The 16,054-nt window shown below is 61.0% G+C and carries 12 protein-coding genes and 3 pseudogenes; 8 read left to right on the forward strand and 7 right to left on the reverse strand.

Annotated features, from left to right (window positions below; all coding sequences use genetic code 11):
- The 5 genes and pseudogenes from PMI35_RS35390 to PMI35_RS13045 all read left to right on the forward strand — a co-directional run.
- Positions 1-250: pseudogene (locus PMI35_RS35390) on the forward strand (hypothetical protein); the annotation flags it as partial.
- A 218-nt stretch (positions 251-468) separates the two neighbouring features.
- Positions 469-1,845 (forward strand): pyridoxal-phosphate dependent enzyme, encoded by a 1,377-nt coding sequence (locus PMI35_RS13060; RefSeq protein WP_008061124.1) that lies wholly within the window; start codon positions 469-471, stop codon positions 1,843-1,845.
- Entirely contained in the window at positions 1,842-3,020 is a 1,179-nt protein-coding gene (locus tag PMI35_RS13055; RefSeq protein WP_008061126.1) for a trans-sulfuration enzyme family protein, read from the forward strand. Before PMI35_RS13060 ends, PMI35_RS13055 begins: the two co-directional genes overlap by 4 nt.
- Positions 3,021-3,064: 44 nt before the next feature.
- Positions 3,065-3,565 (forward strand): PaaI family thioesterase, encoded by a 501-nt coding sequence (locus tag PMI35_RS13050; protein WP_008061129.1) that lies wholly within the window; start codon positions 3,065-3,067, stop codon positions 3,563-3,565.
- A gap of 94 nt (positions 3,566-3,659) precedes the next feature.
- On the forward strand, positions 3,660-4,112 hold the full coding sequence (locus PMI35_RS13045) for a hypothetical protein (RefSeq protein ID WP_008061131.1): 453 nt from the start codon (positions 3,660-3,662) through the stop codon (positions 4,110-4,112).
- Between the two features lie 296 nt (positions 4,113-4,408).
- Here PMI35_RS13045 and mqo read toward each other — a convergent pair whose 3' ends face one another.
- Complete coding sequence (gene mqo / locus PMI35_RS13040; protein WP_008061133.1) at positions 4,409-6,052, reverse strand: malate dehydrogenase (quinone); 1,644 nt, start codon at positions 6,050-6,052, stop codon at positions 4,409-4,411.
- 406 nt (positions 6,053-6,458) lie between these two features.
- Between mqo and ilvD the strand changes: the two genes are divergently transcribed.
- On the forward strand, positions 6,459-8,141 hold the full coding sequence (gene ilvD, locus PMI35_RS13035) for a dihydroxy-acid dehydratase (protein WP_008061135.1): 1,683 nt from the start codon (positions 6,459-6,461) through the stop codon (positions 8,139-8,141).
- Positions 8,142-8,308: 167 nt separating this feature from the next.
- On the opposite strand, the gene PMI35_RS35945 is transcribed toward ilvD, so the two are convergent.
- The 3 genes and pseudogenes from PMI35_RS35945 to PMI35_RS0132815 all read right to left on the reverse strand — a co-directional run bounded on the left by PMI35_RS35945 (position 8,309) and on the right by PMI35_RS0132815 (position 10,693).
- A complete protein-coding gene (locus PMI35_RS35945; RefSeq protein WP_443217062.1) occupies positions 8,309-9,172 on the reverse strand; it encodes a methyl-accepting chemotaxis protein in 864 nt (287 codons plus the stop codon).
- A pseudogene (locus PMI35_RS35950) lies at positions 9,167-10,117 on the reverse strand (MCP four helix bundle domain-containing protein); the annotation flags it as partial. The gene PMI35_RS35945 and the pseudogene PMI35_RS35950, both read right to left, overlap by 6 nt.
- A pseudogene (locus PMI35_RS0132815) lies at positions 10,020-10,693 on the reverse strand (DUF2238 domain-containing protein). The pseudogenes PMI35_RS0132815 and PMI35_RS35950, both read right to left, overlap by 98 nt.
- 172 nt (positions 10,694-10,865) lie before the next feature.
- Between PMI35_RS0132815 and PMI35_RS13025 the strand changes: the two are divergent.
- The gene (locus tag PMI35_RS13025) at positions 10,866-11,297 is read left to right on the forward strand and encodes a nuclear transport factor 2 family protein (protein ID WP_008061143.1); all 432 of its coding nucleotides are present in this window, start codon (positions 10,866-10,868) and stop codon (positions 11,295-11,297) included.
- Between the two features lie 88 nt (positions 11,298-11,385).
- On the opposite strand, the gene PMI35_RS13020 is transcribed toward PMI35_RS13025, so the two are convergent.
- From PMI35_RS13020 to nirB, 3 genes are read right to left on the reverse strand one after another with little or no spacing between them, the layout of a single operon-like run.
- Positions 11,386-11,826, reverse strand: a complete 441-nt coding sequence (locus PMI35_RS13020; RefSeq protein WP_008061144.1) for a CBS domain-containing protein — start codon at positions 11,824-11,826, stop codon at positions 11,386-11,388.
- Positions 11,827-11,857: 31 nt separating this feature from the next.
- Positions 11,858-12,232 carry a nitrite reductase small subunit NirD gene (gene nirD / locus PMI35_RS13015; protein WP_008061146.1) on the reverse strand — a complete coding sequence of 125 codons (375 nt, stop codon included), beginning with the start codon at positions 12,230-12,232 and terminating at the stop codon, positions 11,858-11,860.
- Complete coding sequence (gene nirB / locus PMI35_RS13010) at positions 12,232-14,793, reverse strand: nitrite reductase large subunit NirB (protein WP_032831741.1); 2,562 nt, start codon at positions 14,791-14,793, stop codon at positions 12,232-12,234. Before nirB ends, nirD begins: the two co-directional genes overlap by 1 nt.
- A 793-nt stretch (positions 14,794-15,586) precedes the next feature.
- Between nirB and PMI35_RS13005 the strand changes: the two genes are divergently transcribed.
- Positions 15,587-15,943: a DUF6124 family protein gene (locus PMI35_RS13005; RefSeq protein WP_008061150.1), complete on the forward strand. Its 357-nt coding sequence runs from the start codon at positions 15,587-15,589 to the stop codon at positions 15,941-15,943.
- Positions 15,944-16,054: the final 111 nt, after the last annotated feature.

The raw sequence follows: 16,054 nt of genomic DNA on the forward strand, positions 1-16,054 counted from the left end.
CCTGCTGGCGATGGACTTCCAGGCGACGCGTTCATCCAGACAGGGCGCGTTATCGTTGACGTCCATCGCCAGCAGGCTGGCTCCCACAGGGATCAGGTACAGCCGTAAAAGTCAGGTCGGCTTTAAGGCCGCCTCGCTTTTGTTTTTGATCTGGGGTGCCCCGTTAACCACGATGGCCGAACGCAGGCATTGCGCAGTGGGGAAACCAGACACGACAACTACCTTGACGCGCACCGGTTTGGAAAAGTGAGTCGCCGTAAGGGCGAAACCATAAGCCGCCGTTACCGCAGCAACGGATATACCCCCAATCCAATTCTCAAATACATCCCAGCGGGCACTTTCGATCGGATGGTTGCGAGTCTGGCAATCCCGGCCTATGGTCCAGACACAACATTGTCACGACCGGCGCGACAACCCGACGCCGGCCTTTTTTGTCCATCCATTGTGCTAGCGCAACGAGGTGACGACATGCCCAACGACTCCCGCCCTGCCGTACTCGAACTGATCGGCAACACACCCCTGGTCCGCGTCAGCCGTTTCGATACCGGCCCCTGCACGCTGTTTCTCAAGCTCGAATCACAGAACCCCGGCGGTTCGATCAAGGACCGCATCGGCCTGGCGATGATCGACGCCGCCGAGCGCGACGGCCGCCTGCGACCCGGTGGCACCATCGTCGAGGCCACGGCCGGCAACACCGGCCTGGGCCTGGCACTGGTCGGCCGCGCCAAGGGTTATCGGGTGGTACTGGTGGTGCCGGACAAGATGTCCACCGAGAAGGTCCTGCACCTCAAGGCCATGGGCGCCGAGGTGCACATCACCCGCTCCGATGTCGGCAAGGGCCACCCGGAGTATTACCAGGACGTTGCCGGGCGCCTGGCGAGTGAAATCCCCGACGCCTTCTTCGCCGACCAATTCAACAACCCGGCCAACCCGCTGGCCCATGAGTGCAGTACCGCACCGGAGATCTGGGCCCAGACCCAGCACGATGTCGATGCCATCGTGGTCGGCGTGGGTTCGGCCGGCACGCTGACCGGGCTGACCCGGTTCTTCAACCGCGTGCAACCGGAACTGGAAATGGTCCTGGCCGATCCGGTCGGCTCGGTGATGGCCGAATACAGCCGCAGCGGCACCCTCCCCACCCCCGGCTCCTGGGCGGTGGAAGGCATCGGCGAAGACTTCATTCCGTCGATCGCCGACCTGTCCAGCGTGCGCCACGCCTACTCAATCAGCGACGAGGAAAGCTTCGACCATGCCCGCCAATTGCTGCGTGCCGAGGGCATTCTCGGCGGTTCGTCGACCGGCACCTTGCTGGCGGCGGCATTGCGCTATTGCCGCGAGCAGACCCAACCGAAACGGGTGGTCAGCTTCGTCTGCGACACCGGCACCCGCTACCTGTCGAAGGTCTACAACGACCAGTGGATGAACGATCAGGGGCTGCTCAAAAGCAAGCAGTACGGCGACCTGCGCGACCTGATCGCACGGCGCTTCGAGGATGGCCGGGTGATCAGTGTCGGCCCCGATGACACCCTGCTTACGGCATTCCAGCGCATGCGCCTGGCGGATGTGTCACAACTGCCGGTGCTGGTGAACGGCAAACAACTGGTCGGTGTGATCGACGAGTCCGACATCCTGCTGGGCGTGCATGAAGACGTTACGCACTTTCGCGCGACCGTATCCAGCGCCATGACCGACAAACTGCAAACCCTGTCCCCCAGCGCCTCATTGGCGGACCTGGAGGCGGAACTGGGCCGTGGACTGGTGGCGATCATCCAGGATGCCTCGGGCTTCCACGGCCTGATCACCCGAACCGACATGCTCAATCACCTGCGGAGATCCCTGCCATGAGTCAGCACGATGAAAATGCCCCGCCACGGGGCTTCGCCACCCGCGTGATCCATGCAGGGCAAACGCCGGACCCCTCGACCGGCGCGCTGATGCCGCCGATCTACGCCAACTCCACCTACCTGCAGCAGAGCCCCGGGGTACACAAGGGCCTCGACTACGGGCGCTCGCACAATCCGACGCGCTGGGCGCTGGAACGCTGCGTGGCCGATCTTGAAGGCGGCACCCGGGGCTTTGCCTTTGCCTCGGGGCTGGCGACCATTTCCACGGTGCTGGAACTGGTAGACGCCGGTTCGCACATCGTCTCGGGCAATGACCTGTACGGCGGTACCTTCCGCCTGTTCGACAAGGTCCGCCAGCGCAGCGCCGGGCATCGCTTCAGCTTCGTCGACCTGACCGACCTCGCCGCCTTCAAAGCCGCCTTGCAGGACGACACGCGCATGGTCATGGTCGAGACGCCGAGCAACCCCCTGCTGCGCCTCACCGACCTTGCCGCCATCGCCCGCACCTGCCGCGACCGCGGCATCATCTGCGTGGCCGACAACACCTTTGCCAGCCCGTGGATACAACGCCCGCTGGAACTGGGCTTCGACATCGTGCTGCATTCGACCACCAAGTACCTCAACGGCCACTCAGACGTGATCGGCGGCATCGCCGTGGTCGGGCAGAACGCCGAGCTGGCCGAGCGCCTGGGTTTCCTGCAGAACGCGGTGGGCGCCATCGCCGGGCCGTTCGACGCCTTTCTCACCCTGCGCGGGGTCAAGACCCTGGCGCTGCGCATGGAGCGCCACTGCAGCAATGCACTGGAACTGGCGCAATGGCTGGAACGTCAGCCACAAGTCGCTCGCGTCTACTACCCAGGCCTGCCCTCGCACCCGCAGCATGAACTGGCGCGGCAGCAGATGCGCGGCTACGGCGGGATGATCTCGGTCGACCTGAACACCGACCTGGCCGGTTCCCGGCGCTTCCTGGAGAACGTGCGGATTTTCGCCCTGGCCGAAAGCCTGGGCGGGGTGGAAAGCCTGATCGAACACCCGGCGATCATGACCCACGCCACCATCCCCGTGGAAACCCGTGCGCAGCTGGGCATCGGCGATGCGCTGGTACGGTTGTCCGTGGGGGTTGAGGATATCGAAGATTTGCGTGCAGACTTGGCGCAGGCGCTGGCCCGAATTTAGGGTTACACACATCCCTACAATGAATTTTTCGGAAAAATCGACACATGTCCAACCACGACACTTCCCTGCAAGACGCCGCCGCGCCCGATGGCGTGTGTTACGGCTGCGGCAGCAGCAATCCCCACGGGCTGCACATCAAGAGCTACTGGCATGAAGACGGCGTGCATGTCATGGCCGAGCACCTGCCGGATCCCATGTACTGCGGCTGGCCGGACCTGGTCTACGGCGGACTGATCGCCATGTTGGTCGATTGCCACTCCAACTGGGCGGTAATGGCCTATCACTACCGCGCGGAAAACCGCGACCCCGCCAGCCTGCCACGCATCAATTGCGTCACCGGCAACCTCGGCATCAAGTTCATCAAGCCGACTCCCATGGGTATCCCGCTGACCCTGCGGGCGCGGGTGGAGGGTGAAGTCGGACGCAAGACCCGTGTCATCTGCGAAGTCTTCGCCGGGGACGTGCTGACCGCGGTGGGCGACTCCATTTTCGTACGGGTCGATACCGCGCAACTGGCAGACACCGCGCACGGGCGGCAGGTGTGAATCACCGCAGATCCCTATGGGAGCCGCCAGCACTCGATAAATGAGCTATATCCGCTAATCTCCCCTTGCCGTTATTCAACACAGGAGTTTAGCCATGAAGCTCAAACATTCACTGGCGGCGCTAATCATTGGCGCCAGCCTGTTCGGCTGCGCCACCTCATCAAACAAAAGCGTGTCGGTCACCCTGGTTGCCACCCGGCAGAACACCGGGCAGATCGGCAATGTCGCGTTGTCCGAATGGGACCAGCAAACCGGACTCAGTTTCTTCATCAGCGGCGTTCCCAGCGGCGCCGCCCTGCCCCTGCGCCTCTACAGTTTCATCAACAAAGGCAGCTGCGAGCAACCCGGCCCCGTCGCGTACGCCATGAATGACAAGGTCAACACCGAACGCCAGCCGATTCGCGGCTGGACCTTCTCCAGAAGCGTGCCCGTGGCCCTGCCTGTGTTGCTGGCCGGTGACTATCACATCGTCGTGCGCACCGCAGCGACAGACGGCAACGTCGATATTTTCTGTGGGAACATCAAGCAACAAGGCCCGGCGAAGTAGGCGCTTGTACCCGCTGGCCTCACACCGGCGAAATCGTTGCCAGCACACCGATCAGAATGGTCAACACCAGAAAACCACCGAGGAAAATCGCCATCTTGCCCATAGAGCCTCCTACATTTCGAAAGTGCGGTGCACCGCGGCTACCGCTGCGCAACTTGCCGTCATTGTGGGGCTCTGGCTGATTGCATTACAGCGTCAGAAAGCGATGAAAAATACGGATCAGATGAAACAGTCAGGGATACAAAAAAGCCCACTGGCCATCCCTGGCTCAGTGGGCTTTTTGCTCAGGCGTTCAGTTACAGCGCCATGTCCGCCGCAGCATTCTCTTTCGGTGCCTTGGCTTTCTCAGCCTCGACAGCCGGAGCAACAGCCTGGCCGATCGCAGGTGGCGGAGTCAGTTCCAGCACCTTGGCGGTGTAGGCCCATTCCTCGGCAACCTTTTCAGGGCTGGCGTTGAGCTGGGTGCCGTAGCTCGGCACGATTTGGTGCAGCTTTTCCTGCCAGGCCGGGGTTGCGACCTTGTCCTTGAACACTTTCTGCAGCACGGTCAGCATGATCGGTGCGGCGGTCGAAGCGCCTGGGGACGCGCCCAGCAGGCCGGCGATGGTGCCGTCTTGCGAAGCGACGATTTCGGTGCCCAGTTTCAGCACGCCACCGGCGGCTTCGTCACGCTTGATGATCTGCACGCGCTGGCCGGCTTGCCACAGGCGCCAGTCCTCGGCCTTGGCGTTCGGGAAGTATTCCTTCAGGGCGTTGAGGCGGTCTTCGTCCGACAGCATCAGTTGACCGGCAAGGTACTCGACCAGCGGGTATTCCTTGATGCCGACCTTGGTCATTGGCCACACGTTATGCGTGGTGGTGGTGGTCAGCAGGTCCAGGTACGAACCTTCCTTGAGGAACTTGGTGCTGAAAGTGGCGAATGGGCCAAACAGGATCACGCGCTTGCCGTCCAGCACACGGGTGTCCAGGTGCGGAACCGACATCGGCGGTGCGCCAACCGAAGCCTTGCCGTAGGCCTTGGCCAGGTGTTGTTCGGCGATGGTCGGGTTCTCGGTCACCAGGAACGAGCCGCCTACCGGGAAGCCTGCGTATTCCTTGGCTTCAGGAATGCCGGACTTCTGCAGCAGGTGCAGGGCACCGCCGCCGGCACCGATGAACACGAACTTGGCGTCGGTTTCGGACTTGCTGCCGTCTTTCAGGTTCTTGTAGCTCACGCGCCAGCTGCCGTCGGCGTTCTTGGTGATGTCCTGCACTTCGCTGGACAGCTTCAAGTCGAATTTCGGCGTGGTTTGCAGGTGAGCAACGAACTGGCGGGTAATTTCGCCAAAGTTCACGTCGGTACCGATCGGAGACCAGGTGGCCGCGATTTTCTGGTTCGGGTCACGCCCTTCCATCATCAGCGGGACCCACTTCTTGATCACCGCCGGGTCTTCGGAGTACTGCATGCCGGCGAACAGCGGGCTCGCCTGCAGGGCTTCGTAGCGCTTTTTCAGGAACTTGATGTTGTCATCGCCCCACACGAAGCTCATGTGCGGTGTGGAGTTGATGAACGAACGCGGGTTCTTCAGCACGCCTTGCTGAACCTGCCAGGCCCAGAACTGACGGGAGATCTGGAACGCTTCGTTGATTTCAACGGCTTTCGGGATCGAGACATTGCCCTTGTCGTCTTCCGGGGTGTAGTTCAACTCGGCCAGGGCGGAGTGACCGGTACCGGCGTTGTTCCAGCCGTTGGAGCTTTCCTGGGCGACGCCGTCCAGGCGCTCGATCATTTCCATCGAGGTGCCGGGTTCCAGCTCATTGAGCCACACACCGAGGGTTGCGCTCATGATGCCGCCGCCGATCAACAGCACGTCGACTTTCTTGGTCTCTTCGGCCTGGGCTGTCGTCATCCCCAACGACAAGGCCAGCCCCAGCAGGGCCGTGTTCACTTTCTTAAACATCTGTAGCACCTATGATAAAACGCCATCCGCCCTTCCATCTTCAATCGCGAGCCGCTTGTTTCACGGTATTCAGGCAAGTCTGCCGCAGCTACTCACACATAACGGCTGCACATGACGGCTGGAAGGTGGGCACACAAGGCCGACTGACTGCATCGACCCCAGTTATATGTCCCTACTGAACTGACTTTTTATCTTTTTTGGCTTCAGCTACTTGAGCGACAGTGATTCTGCTCGCCCGTCTCGAGGACAGGAAAACTGAATAGATCAAACCAAGTTGTTGCCAAGAATATCACGACAAGGCGAACCCGCGCCTGATTGGATCTGCGGGAACCGGCGTGCCGACGCCGGTTGCGGTGGATCGGCGACTATACTCACAGGTCTTAAGTTGAGCATGTGGGGAACAGCCATGAGCGACAAAGACGATCTGCGCAAATATTCCTCCCAGGTGATCGACGGCGTGGAGGCCGCACCCGCCCGCGCCATGCTGCGTGCCGTGGGCTTTACCGACGAAGACTTCAAGAAACCGCAGATCGGCATCGCCTCCACCTGGGCGATGGTCACGCCCTGCAACATGCACATCGACAAACTCGCGATCGAAGCGGAGAAAGGTGCGAACGCCGCTGGCGCCAAAGGCGTAATTTTCAACACCATCACCATTTCCGACGGCATCGCCAACGGCACCGAAGGCATGAAGTATTCACTGGTGTCCCGTGAGGTGATTGCCGACTCCATCGAAGTGGTGGTCGGTTGCGAAGGCTTTGACGGGCTGGTGACCGTGGGCGGTTGCGACAAGAACATGCCGGGCTGCCTGATCGGCATGGCACGGCTCAATCGCCCTTCGATCTTCGTCTATGGCGGCACCATTCGCCCGGGCGCCGGCCACACCGACATCATTTCCGTGTTCGAAGCCGTGGGCCAGCACGCGCGCGGTGATATCAGCGAGATCCAGGTCAAGCAGATCGAGGAAGTGGCGATTCCCGGCCCCGGCTCCTGTGGCGGCATGTACACCGCCAACACCATGGCCTCGGCCATCGAGGCGCTGGGCATGAGCCTGCCCGGCTCGAGTTCCCAGGACGCCGTGGGCAGCGACAAGGCTTCGGACAGCTTCCGCGCCGGCCAGCAAGTCATGGAATTGCTCAAGCTTGACCTCAAGCCCCGGGACATCATGACCCGCAAGGCCTTCGAAAACGCCATCCGCGTGGTGATCGCCCTCGCCGGCTCGACCAATGCCGTGCTGCATCTGCTGGCCATGGCCAATGCCGTGGATGTCGAGCTGACCCTGGATGACTTCGTCGAGCTGGGCAAGGTTTCCCCGGTGGTGGCCGACCTGCGCCCCAGTGGCAAATACATGATGAGCGAGCTGGTGGCCATTGGCGGCATCCAGCCCTTGATGAAGCGCATGCTCGCGGCCGGCATGCTGCACGGCGATGTGCTGACCGTGACCGGCAAGACCCTGGCGGAAAACCTCGAGAATGTGCCCGACTACCCCGCTGGCCAGGACGTGATCCTGCCCTTCGACCAGCCGATCAAGAAGGACTCGCACCTGGTGATCCTGCGCGGCAACCTCGCGCCCACCGGCGCCGTGGCCAAGATCACCGGCAAGGAAGGCCTGCGCTTCGAAGGCAAAGCCCGTGTGTACCACGGCGAGGAAGGTGCGCTGGCTGGCATCCTCAACGGCGAAGTGCAGGCCGGCGACGTGATCGTGATTCGCTACGAAGGACCCAAGGGCGGGCCGGGCATGCGCGAAATGCTTTCGCCGACGTCGGCGGTGATGGGCAAGGGGTTGGGCAAGGACGTGGCGCTGATCACCGATGGCCGTTTTTCCGGCGGCTCCCATGGCTTCGTGGTGGGGCATATCACGCCGGAGGCGTTTGAAGGCGGGCCGATTGCGTTGATCGAAGATGGCGACATGATCACCATCGATGCCGAAACCCGGCAGATTACGGTCGCTGTATCTGATTCAGAATTAGCCAAGCGCAAGGCTACTTGGGTGAGGCCGGAATCGAAATACAAGCGCGGGGTGTTGGCCAAGTATGCGAAGACGGTGTCGAGTGCTTCGGAGGGGGCTGTGACGGATAAGTACCTTTAATTTCAAGTTCTGCATTGGCTGAACTGGCCCCTTCGCGGGCAAGCCCGCTCCCACAGGGTTCTCTGTCGTACACAATACCTGTGTCCGCCGCCGAACACTGTGGGAGCGGGCTTGCCCGCGATGAGGCCCTGTCAATGACCGAGCTATCAATTGACTGGGCTCAAACTTCACAACCGAAAGCGATCCACCGACTGCGACAGTTTCCCCGCCAACGAAGACAACTCATCCGTCGTCAAAGCCGTCTGCCCAATCACCTTGCTGTTGCCTTCCGACATGCCGGCAATCATCTCCACCTGATGGGCGATTTCATTGCTGGCCAGGCTCTGCTCGCCGATGGTGCGGCTGATGTCGTTGACCAGTTGCGTGGTGTTGAGCGTGGCCTCGAGGATTTCGCGGATGGCGCGCTCGACGTCGGCGGTCACGGCCATGCCTTTGTCGACCTGGGCCACGCCCTCCTCCATGCTGATCACCGCCTGGTGGGTACTTTGCTGGATGCGCGAGACCATGGCGGCGATTTCCTGGGTCGAGGCACTGGTGCGGCCCGCCAGGCTGCGCACCTCGTCGGCCACCACGGCAAAACCACGCCCCTGCTCACCCGCGCGGGCGGCCTCGATGGCGGCGTTGAGCGCCAGCAGGTTGGTCTGGTCGGCGATGCCCTTGATCACCTGTATGATGCTGAAAATCCCTTCGGACTCCTTGTCCAGCGTGCGGATCACCTGCGCCGACTGCTGCGCCGAACGGGCGATGCCGTCCATGTCGCTGACCACCTGATGGATCACCCGCCCGCCATCCTTGGCCAGTGCCTCGGCCTGGTTGGCCATGTCCAGCGCGCGTTCGGCATGCCGGGTGATTTCCTCGATGCTCGCGGTCATTTCGCTGGCGGCGGCGGCCATGGTGCTGGCGGCGGTGCTTTGCTGCTGGCTGCTGCCGGCCACCTGGTGACAGCCATCGCTCAGTCGAGTGCTCATGCCGCTGACGCCATGGGCATTGCTGCGCACCACTTCGATCATGCCGCGCAGATCACGCTGCATGGTCGCCAGGCTGCGAATCAGGGTGCTGGCTTCGTCCTTGTGCTCGGGCTCGACAATCGTCTCGCTCAGGTTGCCGTGGGCGATACGTTCGGCGATGCGGCTGGCCGCCCGCAGGGGGCTCATGATGCTCAGGATCACCCAGCGGCCCTGGACCAGCAGCAACAGCAGGCTGGCGATCAGTACGCCGCCGAGGGTCAGGTTGGCGTTACTGATGGCTTGCGTTGTGCCCTGGCTGGTCTGCTGGGTGTTGTGTTCAATGCGCTCGCTGAGGGCCGCCATCTGCTCCTCCAACTGACTGAACGCGCTGTTGAAGGCGGCCAATTGCTCTTGCGCGGCCTCGGGGTTTTCCAGCGCCAGGCCCACCATGCGCTCGGCGGCATTGATGTAGGTGTCGAGGCTCGGCTTGATCTGGTTGAGGGCGTCCTTGAGGGTGTCGTTCACCGCCAGCTTGAGGTTTTCACCCAGCACTTCACGAAAATGCGCGGCGTGCTCATCGATAGAGCCACGTACCTCGGCCTTGCTGCTGGTGCTTTTGCCCAGCCCCACCAGCATCGCCGCCAGCACGTCGGCGCGCAGGGCGTCGTGCATCATGTCGGCTTCAAGGTGATTGCGCAGCACGCTCATGCCGATGTCGTTGTCTTGCACCGCATCCGCCAGCCGGGCAGTCCCCAGGTAACCGACCAGGCTCATGATCAACGCGGCCAGCAACCCCGTCCCGATCAACAACAGTAAACGCAGTTTTATGGACACTCTGTGGTTCCTCTCCTGGCACGTATGTTGGTTGGCCAACGGCCACCGCGAATGGCATCTCAAGAGGTTATCGACGTGTCTGTCCGGTAATTGAAGCCTATCCCAACTGATTCCTGTTTTTTCGACATGCGGTAGGTAATCCGGCGTTTTCTGCCGTATTGCGCAGGGAAACCAATAGCAGGCTGACGAAAGCACCAGCAACGGCCAGGGCCATGTCCTTTTGTGAATCCCACGGGTCGTTCTGCGCGCCGACGAATGCCTTTGCCGTGTCGTCGCCCAGGTAGGCCCCACCGATCCACTCCACCAGTTCGTAGACTGCGGAGGTCGACAGGATGATGTTCAGGGCCATGAAAAACAGCCAGCGCCCGCGCAACGGCGTCAGCCGCAGCAGCACTTCACGGATCGGCCAGGCCATCAACAGCCCGTAGCTCAGGTGGACCAGCCGGTCGTAGTGGTTACGGTGCAGGCCAAAGCTCTTGTCAAAACTGACGCCGGTCAAGGCCGAACACCAACGATCGTAGGGCACCAGGGAATAGGTGTAATTGCCCCCAACTCGTGAATGCACAGGAAAACGAACACCAGCGTAAGGGACGCCGCCGACAGGCGAAAATGGTGATAGAAAACCACCAACGTCCCCACCAGCAGCAGCGCCAACAGGTTCTCCAGCGCCCAATCCACCCGGCTGCGCGGGGAATAGCCCAATGCAATGACGATAAGCACAAACACGATCAGCAGCGTCAATTCGTATCGCGGATGTTCCTTGGGCTGCATGATTTGAACTCTCCGACACCCTTGAAATGCAGATTCCATACGGGCTTTTAACTTCGAGATACGCCTTCGCCGCAAGTTCGCTTTTTTCTGTCCTTGCATGCTATGTTGTACGATGACTGATGAGATGATTCGTACTTGTCAATCCGATCACCCACAACAACAAGGAATCCTCATGAAAAAAGCAAAACTGCTGATTGGTTTTCTGTGCCTGTTCAGCGGCTACGTCGCCGCCACCCCGGCTTCCGGGGACAAGGACGTGGCACAAGCCGTCGATCACTTGACCCAGGCGATGCTGCACAAGGACATCGCTGAACTGAACGCGTTGACCGCCGAAAACCTCACCTACGGCCATTCCAGCGGCAAGATCCAGGACAAGCAGCAATTCATCGCCGATATCGAAACCGGCAAAAGTGCCTTCAAGACCCTTGAGATGCAGAACCAGACCATCACCGTCTCCGGCGATGTTGCATTGGTTCGCCACCACTTCTCGGCCCAGGCCCTCAAAGGCACCGAAGTGGTCCCGACGGAAATCGAGAACTTCCAGATCTGGCAGAAACAAAGCGGAAAATGGCTACTGGTAGGACGACAGGCCTTCAAGTTCTGATGTTCGGGTGATCCCGAAAAAAAAGGAACGGATTGGCGTCTACCCGCCCATCCGTCCCCTTATGTGTTGCGCTGATAAACAGCTTGTCTCAGTGCCCGCGAATGTAATGTTCAAACTGGCGAATCAGGTCGGCCTGCTCGACAATGGCTTCCTTGACCAGATCGCCAATCGACAACAAACCGATCAACTCGCCATTCTCCACCACCGGCAAGTGTCGCAAATGGCTGTCCGTCATGACCGCCATGCAATGCTCGATGCTCTGTTGGCTGTCGGCCGTAACCACTGGGGAACTCATGATGGCCCTGACCGGTGTGCCGACTGACGAACGTCCCAGCAGCACCACCTTGCGCGCATAGTCACGCTCGCTGATCACCCCGACGACCTGGCCCTTCTCGATCACCGGCAATGCACCCACGTTCTTTTCGGCCATTTTCTGTACGGCCTCCAGCACCATGGCGTCCGGTGCGATGCTGTGCACCTGCTGGTTTTCCACGACCTTGAGCTTGAGCAACTGTGCGGCTGTCTTCATGTCCGTCTCCTGATGTGAATGGCGTACAGCGTCAGGCCACCCCGACCTCCACCAACCCTTCGTTCAACCGCACCGGCCAGACCCGCAAGCGCTGTTGCGGGTACTCCAGGCAACTGCCGTCTTCAAGACGAAAATGCTGCTTGTAAATGGGTGAGGCAACGACCAGGTCGCCCTTGATGTTGCCGACCAGTCCGCGGCCGATGACATTGGCCCCCGATTGCGGGTCGTGGTTGTCGATGGCGTAAAGGGTTTTGCCCTGCATGCCCGGCAGGTAGAACAGCGCCACCTGGGCACCGTCCAGCCACACCACTACACCGGAGTCATTCACCAGGTCCTGCTGGCTGCACACCGATTGCCAGACGACAGACGCACGGGCTTCAACGCGTTGGGTATTGGACGGGTTCATCAGACAGTCTCCTCGGTAACAGGGATCAGGTTGAGTTCGGCCGCCATGATCGGCCGGCGTTGACCACGCTCCTGGACAAAATGGATGTCCGGGTCCGGGCGTTTATCGTTGACGAAGGTACGGAAGCGCTTGAGTTTTTCCGGGTCTTTGAGGGCGTTGGCCCACTCACATTCGTAGCGATTGACCACCAGCTGCATCTGCGACTCGAGCTCGGCACCCAGGCCCAGGCTGTCGTGGATGATCACGTCCTTGAGGTAGTCCAGGCCGCCTTCCAGGCTTTCGCGCCAGACCGAGGTGCGCTGCAGTTTGTCCGCGGTGCGGATGTAGAACATCAGGAAGCGGTCGATGTAGCGGATCAGGGTCGCGTCATCGAGGTCGGTGGCGAACAGTTCGGCATGGCGCGGGCGCATGCCGCCGTTGCCGGCGATGTAAAGGTTCCAGCCCTTCTCGGTAGCGATCACGCCGACGTCCTTACTTTGCGCCTCGGCGCATTCACGGGTGCAACCGGACACCGCGAACTTGAGCTTGTGCGGCGAACGCAGGCCCTTGTAGCGATCTTCGATGGTCAGGGCCATTTGCACGCTGTCCTGCACCCCATAGCGGCACCAGGTGCTGCCAACGCAGGACTTCACCGTGCGAGTCGATTTGCCGTAGGCGTGGCCGGTTTCGAAGCCAGCTTCAATCAGCTCGCTCCAGATGTCCGGCAGTTGATGCAACTGCGCGCCAAAGAGGTCGATGCGCTGACCGCCGGTGATTTTGGTGTAGAGGTCGTATTTCTTCGCCACCACGCCAATGGCAATCAGCTTGTCCGCGGTGATCTCGCCACCGGGGATGCGCGGCACCACGGAATAGGTGCCGTTTTTCTGCATGTTGGCCATGAAGGTGTCGTTGGTGTCCTGCAGCGGCACCAGCGACGGGTCCATGATCGGCTGGTTCCAGCACGACGCCAGGATCGAACCCACCGCCGGCTTGCACACATCGCACCCGGTGTGGCCACGGCCATGCTTGGCCAGCAGTTCCTCGAAGGTGATCACCCCTTCTACCCGCACCAGCGCATACAGCTCCTGACGGGTGTAGGCGAAGTGTTCGCACAGGCTCTTGTCGACGCTGACCCCACGGGCAATCAATTCATGTTCGAAGACTTGCTTGAGCAACCCGGCGCAACCACCGCAACCGGTGCAGGCCTTGGTCTGCGACTTGAGCAGGCCGAGGTCGGTGCATCCGCCGTCGATGGCCGAGCAGATGGCGCCCTTGGTCACGTTGTGGCACGAGCAGACCGTGGCCGTTTCCGGCAAGGCGCCAGGGCCGAGGGTCGGCGCGCCTTCGGACGACGGCAGGATCAGCGCGGCCGGTTCGGCCGGCAAGGCGATCGCGTTCTGCATGTATTGCAGCAGCGTGTCGTAATAGCTGTTGTCGCCGATCAGCACGGCACCGAGCACGTGTTTGCCGCTGGCATCCACCACCAGGCGGCGGTAGCTGGCCGTCGTTTCGTCGATGAACTGATAGCTGCGCGCACCCGGCGTGTTGGCGTGGGCATCGCCGATGGAGCCAACGTCGACGCCCAGCAGCTTGAGCTTGGTCGACATGTCGGCGCCCTGGAACGGCTCGGCGGCGTCGTCACACAGGCGCGCTGCGACACTGCGCGCCATCTGGTAGCCCGGCGCGACCAGGCCGAACAGGCTGCCATTCCAGGAAGCGCATTCACCGATGGCGTAGATGTTCGGGTCACAGCTCAGGCAGGTGTCGTCGATCACCACGCCACCGCGCGGGCCGATCTCCAGCGCGCATTGCCGGGCCAGCGCATCCTGGGCACGGATACCGGCGGAGAACACGATCAGGTCGGTCTCGAGGAACTCATCGTTGGCAAAATTCATCCGGTAGCGGTACTGCTCGCCGGCGCTGATCGACTGCGTGGCGCGGGACAGGTGCACACCGACGCCGAGGCGCTCGATCTGCGCCTTGAGCGCCAGCCCACCCAGATCATCCAGCTGTACCGGCATCAGCCGCGGGGCGAATTCCACCACGTGCGCTTCGAGCCCCAGGCTTTTCAGCGCGTTGGCGGCTTCAAGGCCCAGCAGGCCACCGCCGACCACCACCCCGCGCCGGGCATTGGCCGCCGCGGCACGAATGGCATCGAGGTCTTCCAGGGTGCGATAGACCAGGCGCGAATCGCCTTCGGCACCTTCGATCGGCGGCACGAATGGGTAGGATCCGGTGGCCAGGACCAGTTTGTCGTAGGCCACGCAGCCTTGTGCGGTAATCACCTGGCGCCGGGCGCGGTCGATTTCCAGCACCGGCACACCCAAGTGCAAGGTGACGCCGGGCGTCTCGTACAGCGCCGCGTCACTGAGTGCCAGCGACTCGGCGTCGCGACCTGAGAAGTATTCGGACAGATGCACGCGGTCGTAGGCACGCATCGGCTCTTCGCTGAAGACGTGCAGCCGATAGCGGTCAAGCGCGCCGCGCTCGATCAACTGCTCGACACAATGATGCCCGACCATGCCATTGCCGATCACGATCAGCGTTTGCAGCTTGTTCAAACTGGCTACATTGGAATTCATAAACGACACCTGCCCTAAGCCCATCACGGTGAAAAAAAGCAAAAAAAAACGCCTGAAACCTTGCGGTTCCAGGCGTCTTTGCCTGTTCTTTTGCGGTGTTGAAAACCAGACGGCCATGCCTGATCCACCGATATTGCCCACGACCTGTGCGGCCAGTCGATCGTCGTTGACCGAGAGGGCTGCCCATCTTTTTCGGATAGGCTTGAAGGGGTTAATGCAGTGTTTGTGCCAGTTCGCTGAAGGAGACTTCCATCACCGTGAAAACGCCTTGATGGCCGCGAGTCAGGCAGGTTTATGGCGGGATGAACGGGTGTGACGGCTGTTGGTGCGCGAGGCGGGGAAACTCAGCAAACCGCTTCGCACTGGTGCACGTTGTCCGGCACGGCGCTTTAAAAGTGCATGCAGCGGCCAAGTCCGACCACCATTAAACATCGTCGAAGGAAGCTTGTTTAAGCACCCTACAACTCCCTTCTTGAAAGCTACAAAGCCTTGCGCCATTGCCTACGGCTACGCCAGAATCCGCCGGCTTGTGCGCCTTGGGGCCGCTCGGTAACTTTATTCGCGTCACTGATTGTCAGTGATCGGGTTTCGCAGCCCGGGTAAATCTCCAGGCGCACAACGTCCGTGAGCAGACGCTTCATCAAGTCTGTCACTCATGTCATGGCAGCTGTGCGTGGGAGGCCTTTGGGCCTGCCGGGTTCCTGGAGTCCTGGTCTGCGAACCCGCGTACAGTTGCCACCCTTTTTCGTTTCGCAGCGAATGGTGGCAGCTCCAATTCTCCAGGAGTTTCACCATGTTCAAGGTCACGCCGAATCCCCCAGAAACCGATCCCACCTCCCCGTACGAACCCGATTCAAAAAAACTCAACGAGGCTGCCGAGCGCGCCCTCGATTACCACTTCCCGTCGTCTGCCGACATCAAAGCCACGGCGCGTACACCTAGCTCACTATTTACTGTGGATCCGCATGCCACCAGCGAAACCCTGATGGTGTATCTGGTCGAGACGCTGGCTTCGGTCGATGTGATGGTTCATCAGTTGGTGGATCATCTGGACGGTGGGTCGCGCAATGCCCTGCTGGGTATTTCCAACAGCGTGATGCTGGCGGAAATTACGGCGAATCGGGTGCTGGATCAGATTGATCCGCCTTGATGGGTGTTGTTTGAGTACATATCCATTGCTGCGGTAACGGCCACTTATGGTTTCGCTCTTACAGCGACTCCCTTTTTCAAACGCCAAAAAGGAAGCAAAAGGCTTTGCCCC

The organism is Pseudomonas sp. GM78, assembly GCF_000282475.1.
In the GTDB taxonomy this organism is placed as follows: domain Bacteria; phylum Pseudomonadota; class Gammaproteobacteria; order Pseudomonadales; family Pseudomonadaceae; genus Aquipseudomonas.

What these genes read in the sequence shown, in the direction of transcription:
- PMI35_RS13060 (WP_008061124.1), top strand. Translation starts at nt 469, where the DNA reads ATGCCCAACGACTCCCGCCCTGCCGTACTCGAACTGATCGGCAACACA.
- PMI35_RS13055 (WP_008061126.1), top strand. Translation starts at nt 1,842, where the DNA reads ATGAGTCAGCACGATGAAAATGCCCCGCCACGGGGCTTCGCCACCCGC.
- PMI35_RS13050 (WP_008061129.1), top strand. Translation starts at nt 3,065, where the DNA reads ATGTCCAACCACGACACTTCCCTGCAAGACGCCGCCGCGCCCGATGGC.
- PMI35_RS13045 (WP_008061131.1), top strand. Translation starts at nt 3,660, where the DNA reads ATGAAGCTCAAACATTCACTGGCGGCGCTAATCATTGGCGCCAGCCTG.
- mqo (WP_008061133.1), bottom strand. Translation starts at nt 6,052, where the DNA reads ATGTTTAAGAAAGTGAACACGGCCCTGCTGGGGCTGGCCTTGTCGTTG.
- ilvD (WP_008061135.1), top strand. Translation starts at nt 6,459, where the DNA reads ATGAGCGACAAAGACGATCTGCGCAAATATTCCTCCCAGGTGATCGAC.
- PMI35_RS35945 (WP_443217062.1), bottom strand. Translation starts at nt 9,172, where the DNA reads ATGCAGCGTGATCTGCGCGGCATGATCGAAGTGGTGCGCAGCAATGCC.
- PMI35_RS13025 (WP_008061143.1), top strand. Translation starts at nt 10,866, where the DNA reads ATGAAAAAAGCAAAACTGCTGATTGGTTTTCTGTGCCTGTTCAGCGGC.
- PMI35_RS13020 (WP_008061144.1), bottom strand. Translation starts at nt 11,826, where the DNA reads ATGAAGACAGCCGCACAGTTGCTCAAGCTCAAGGTCGTGGAAAACCAG.
- nirD (WP_008061146.1), bottom strand. Translation starts at nt 12,232, where the DNA reads ATGAACCCGTCCAATACCCAACGCGTTGAAGCCCGTGCGTCTGTCGTC.
- nirB (WP_032831741.1), bottom strand. Translation starts at nt 14,793, where the DNA reads ATGAATTCCAATGTAGCCAGTTTGAACAAGCTGCAAACGCTGATCGTG.
- PMI35_RS13005 (WP_008061150.1), top strand. Translation starts at nt 15,587, where the DNA reads ATGTTCAAGGTCACGCCGAATCCCCCAGAAACCGATCCCACCTCCCCG.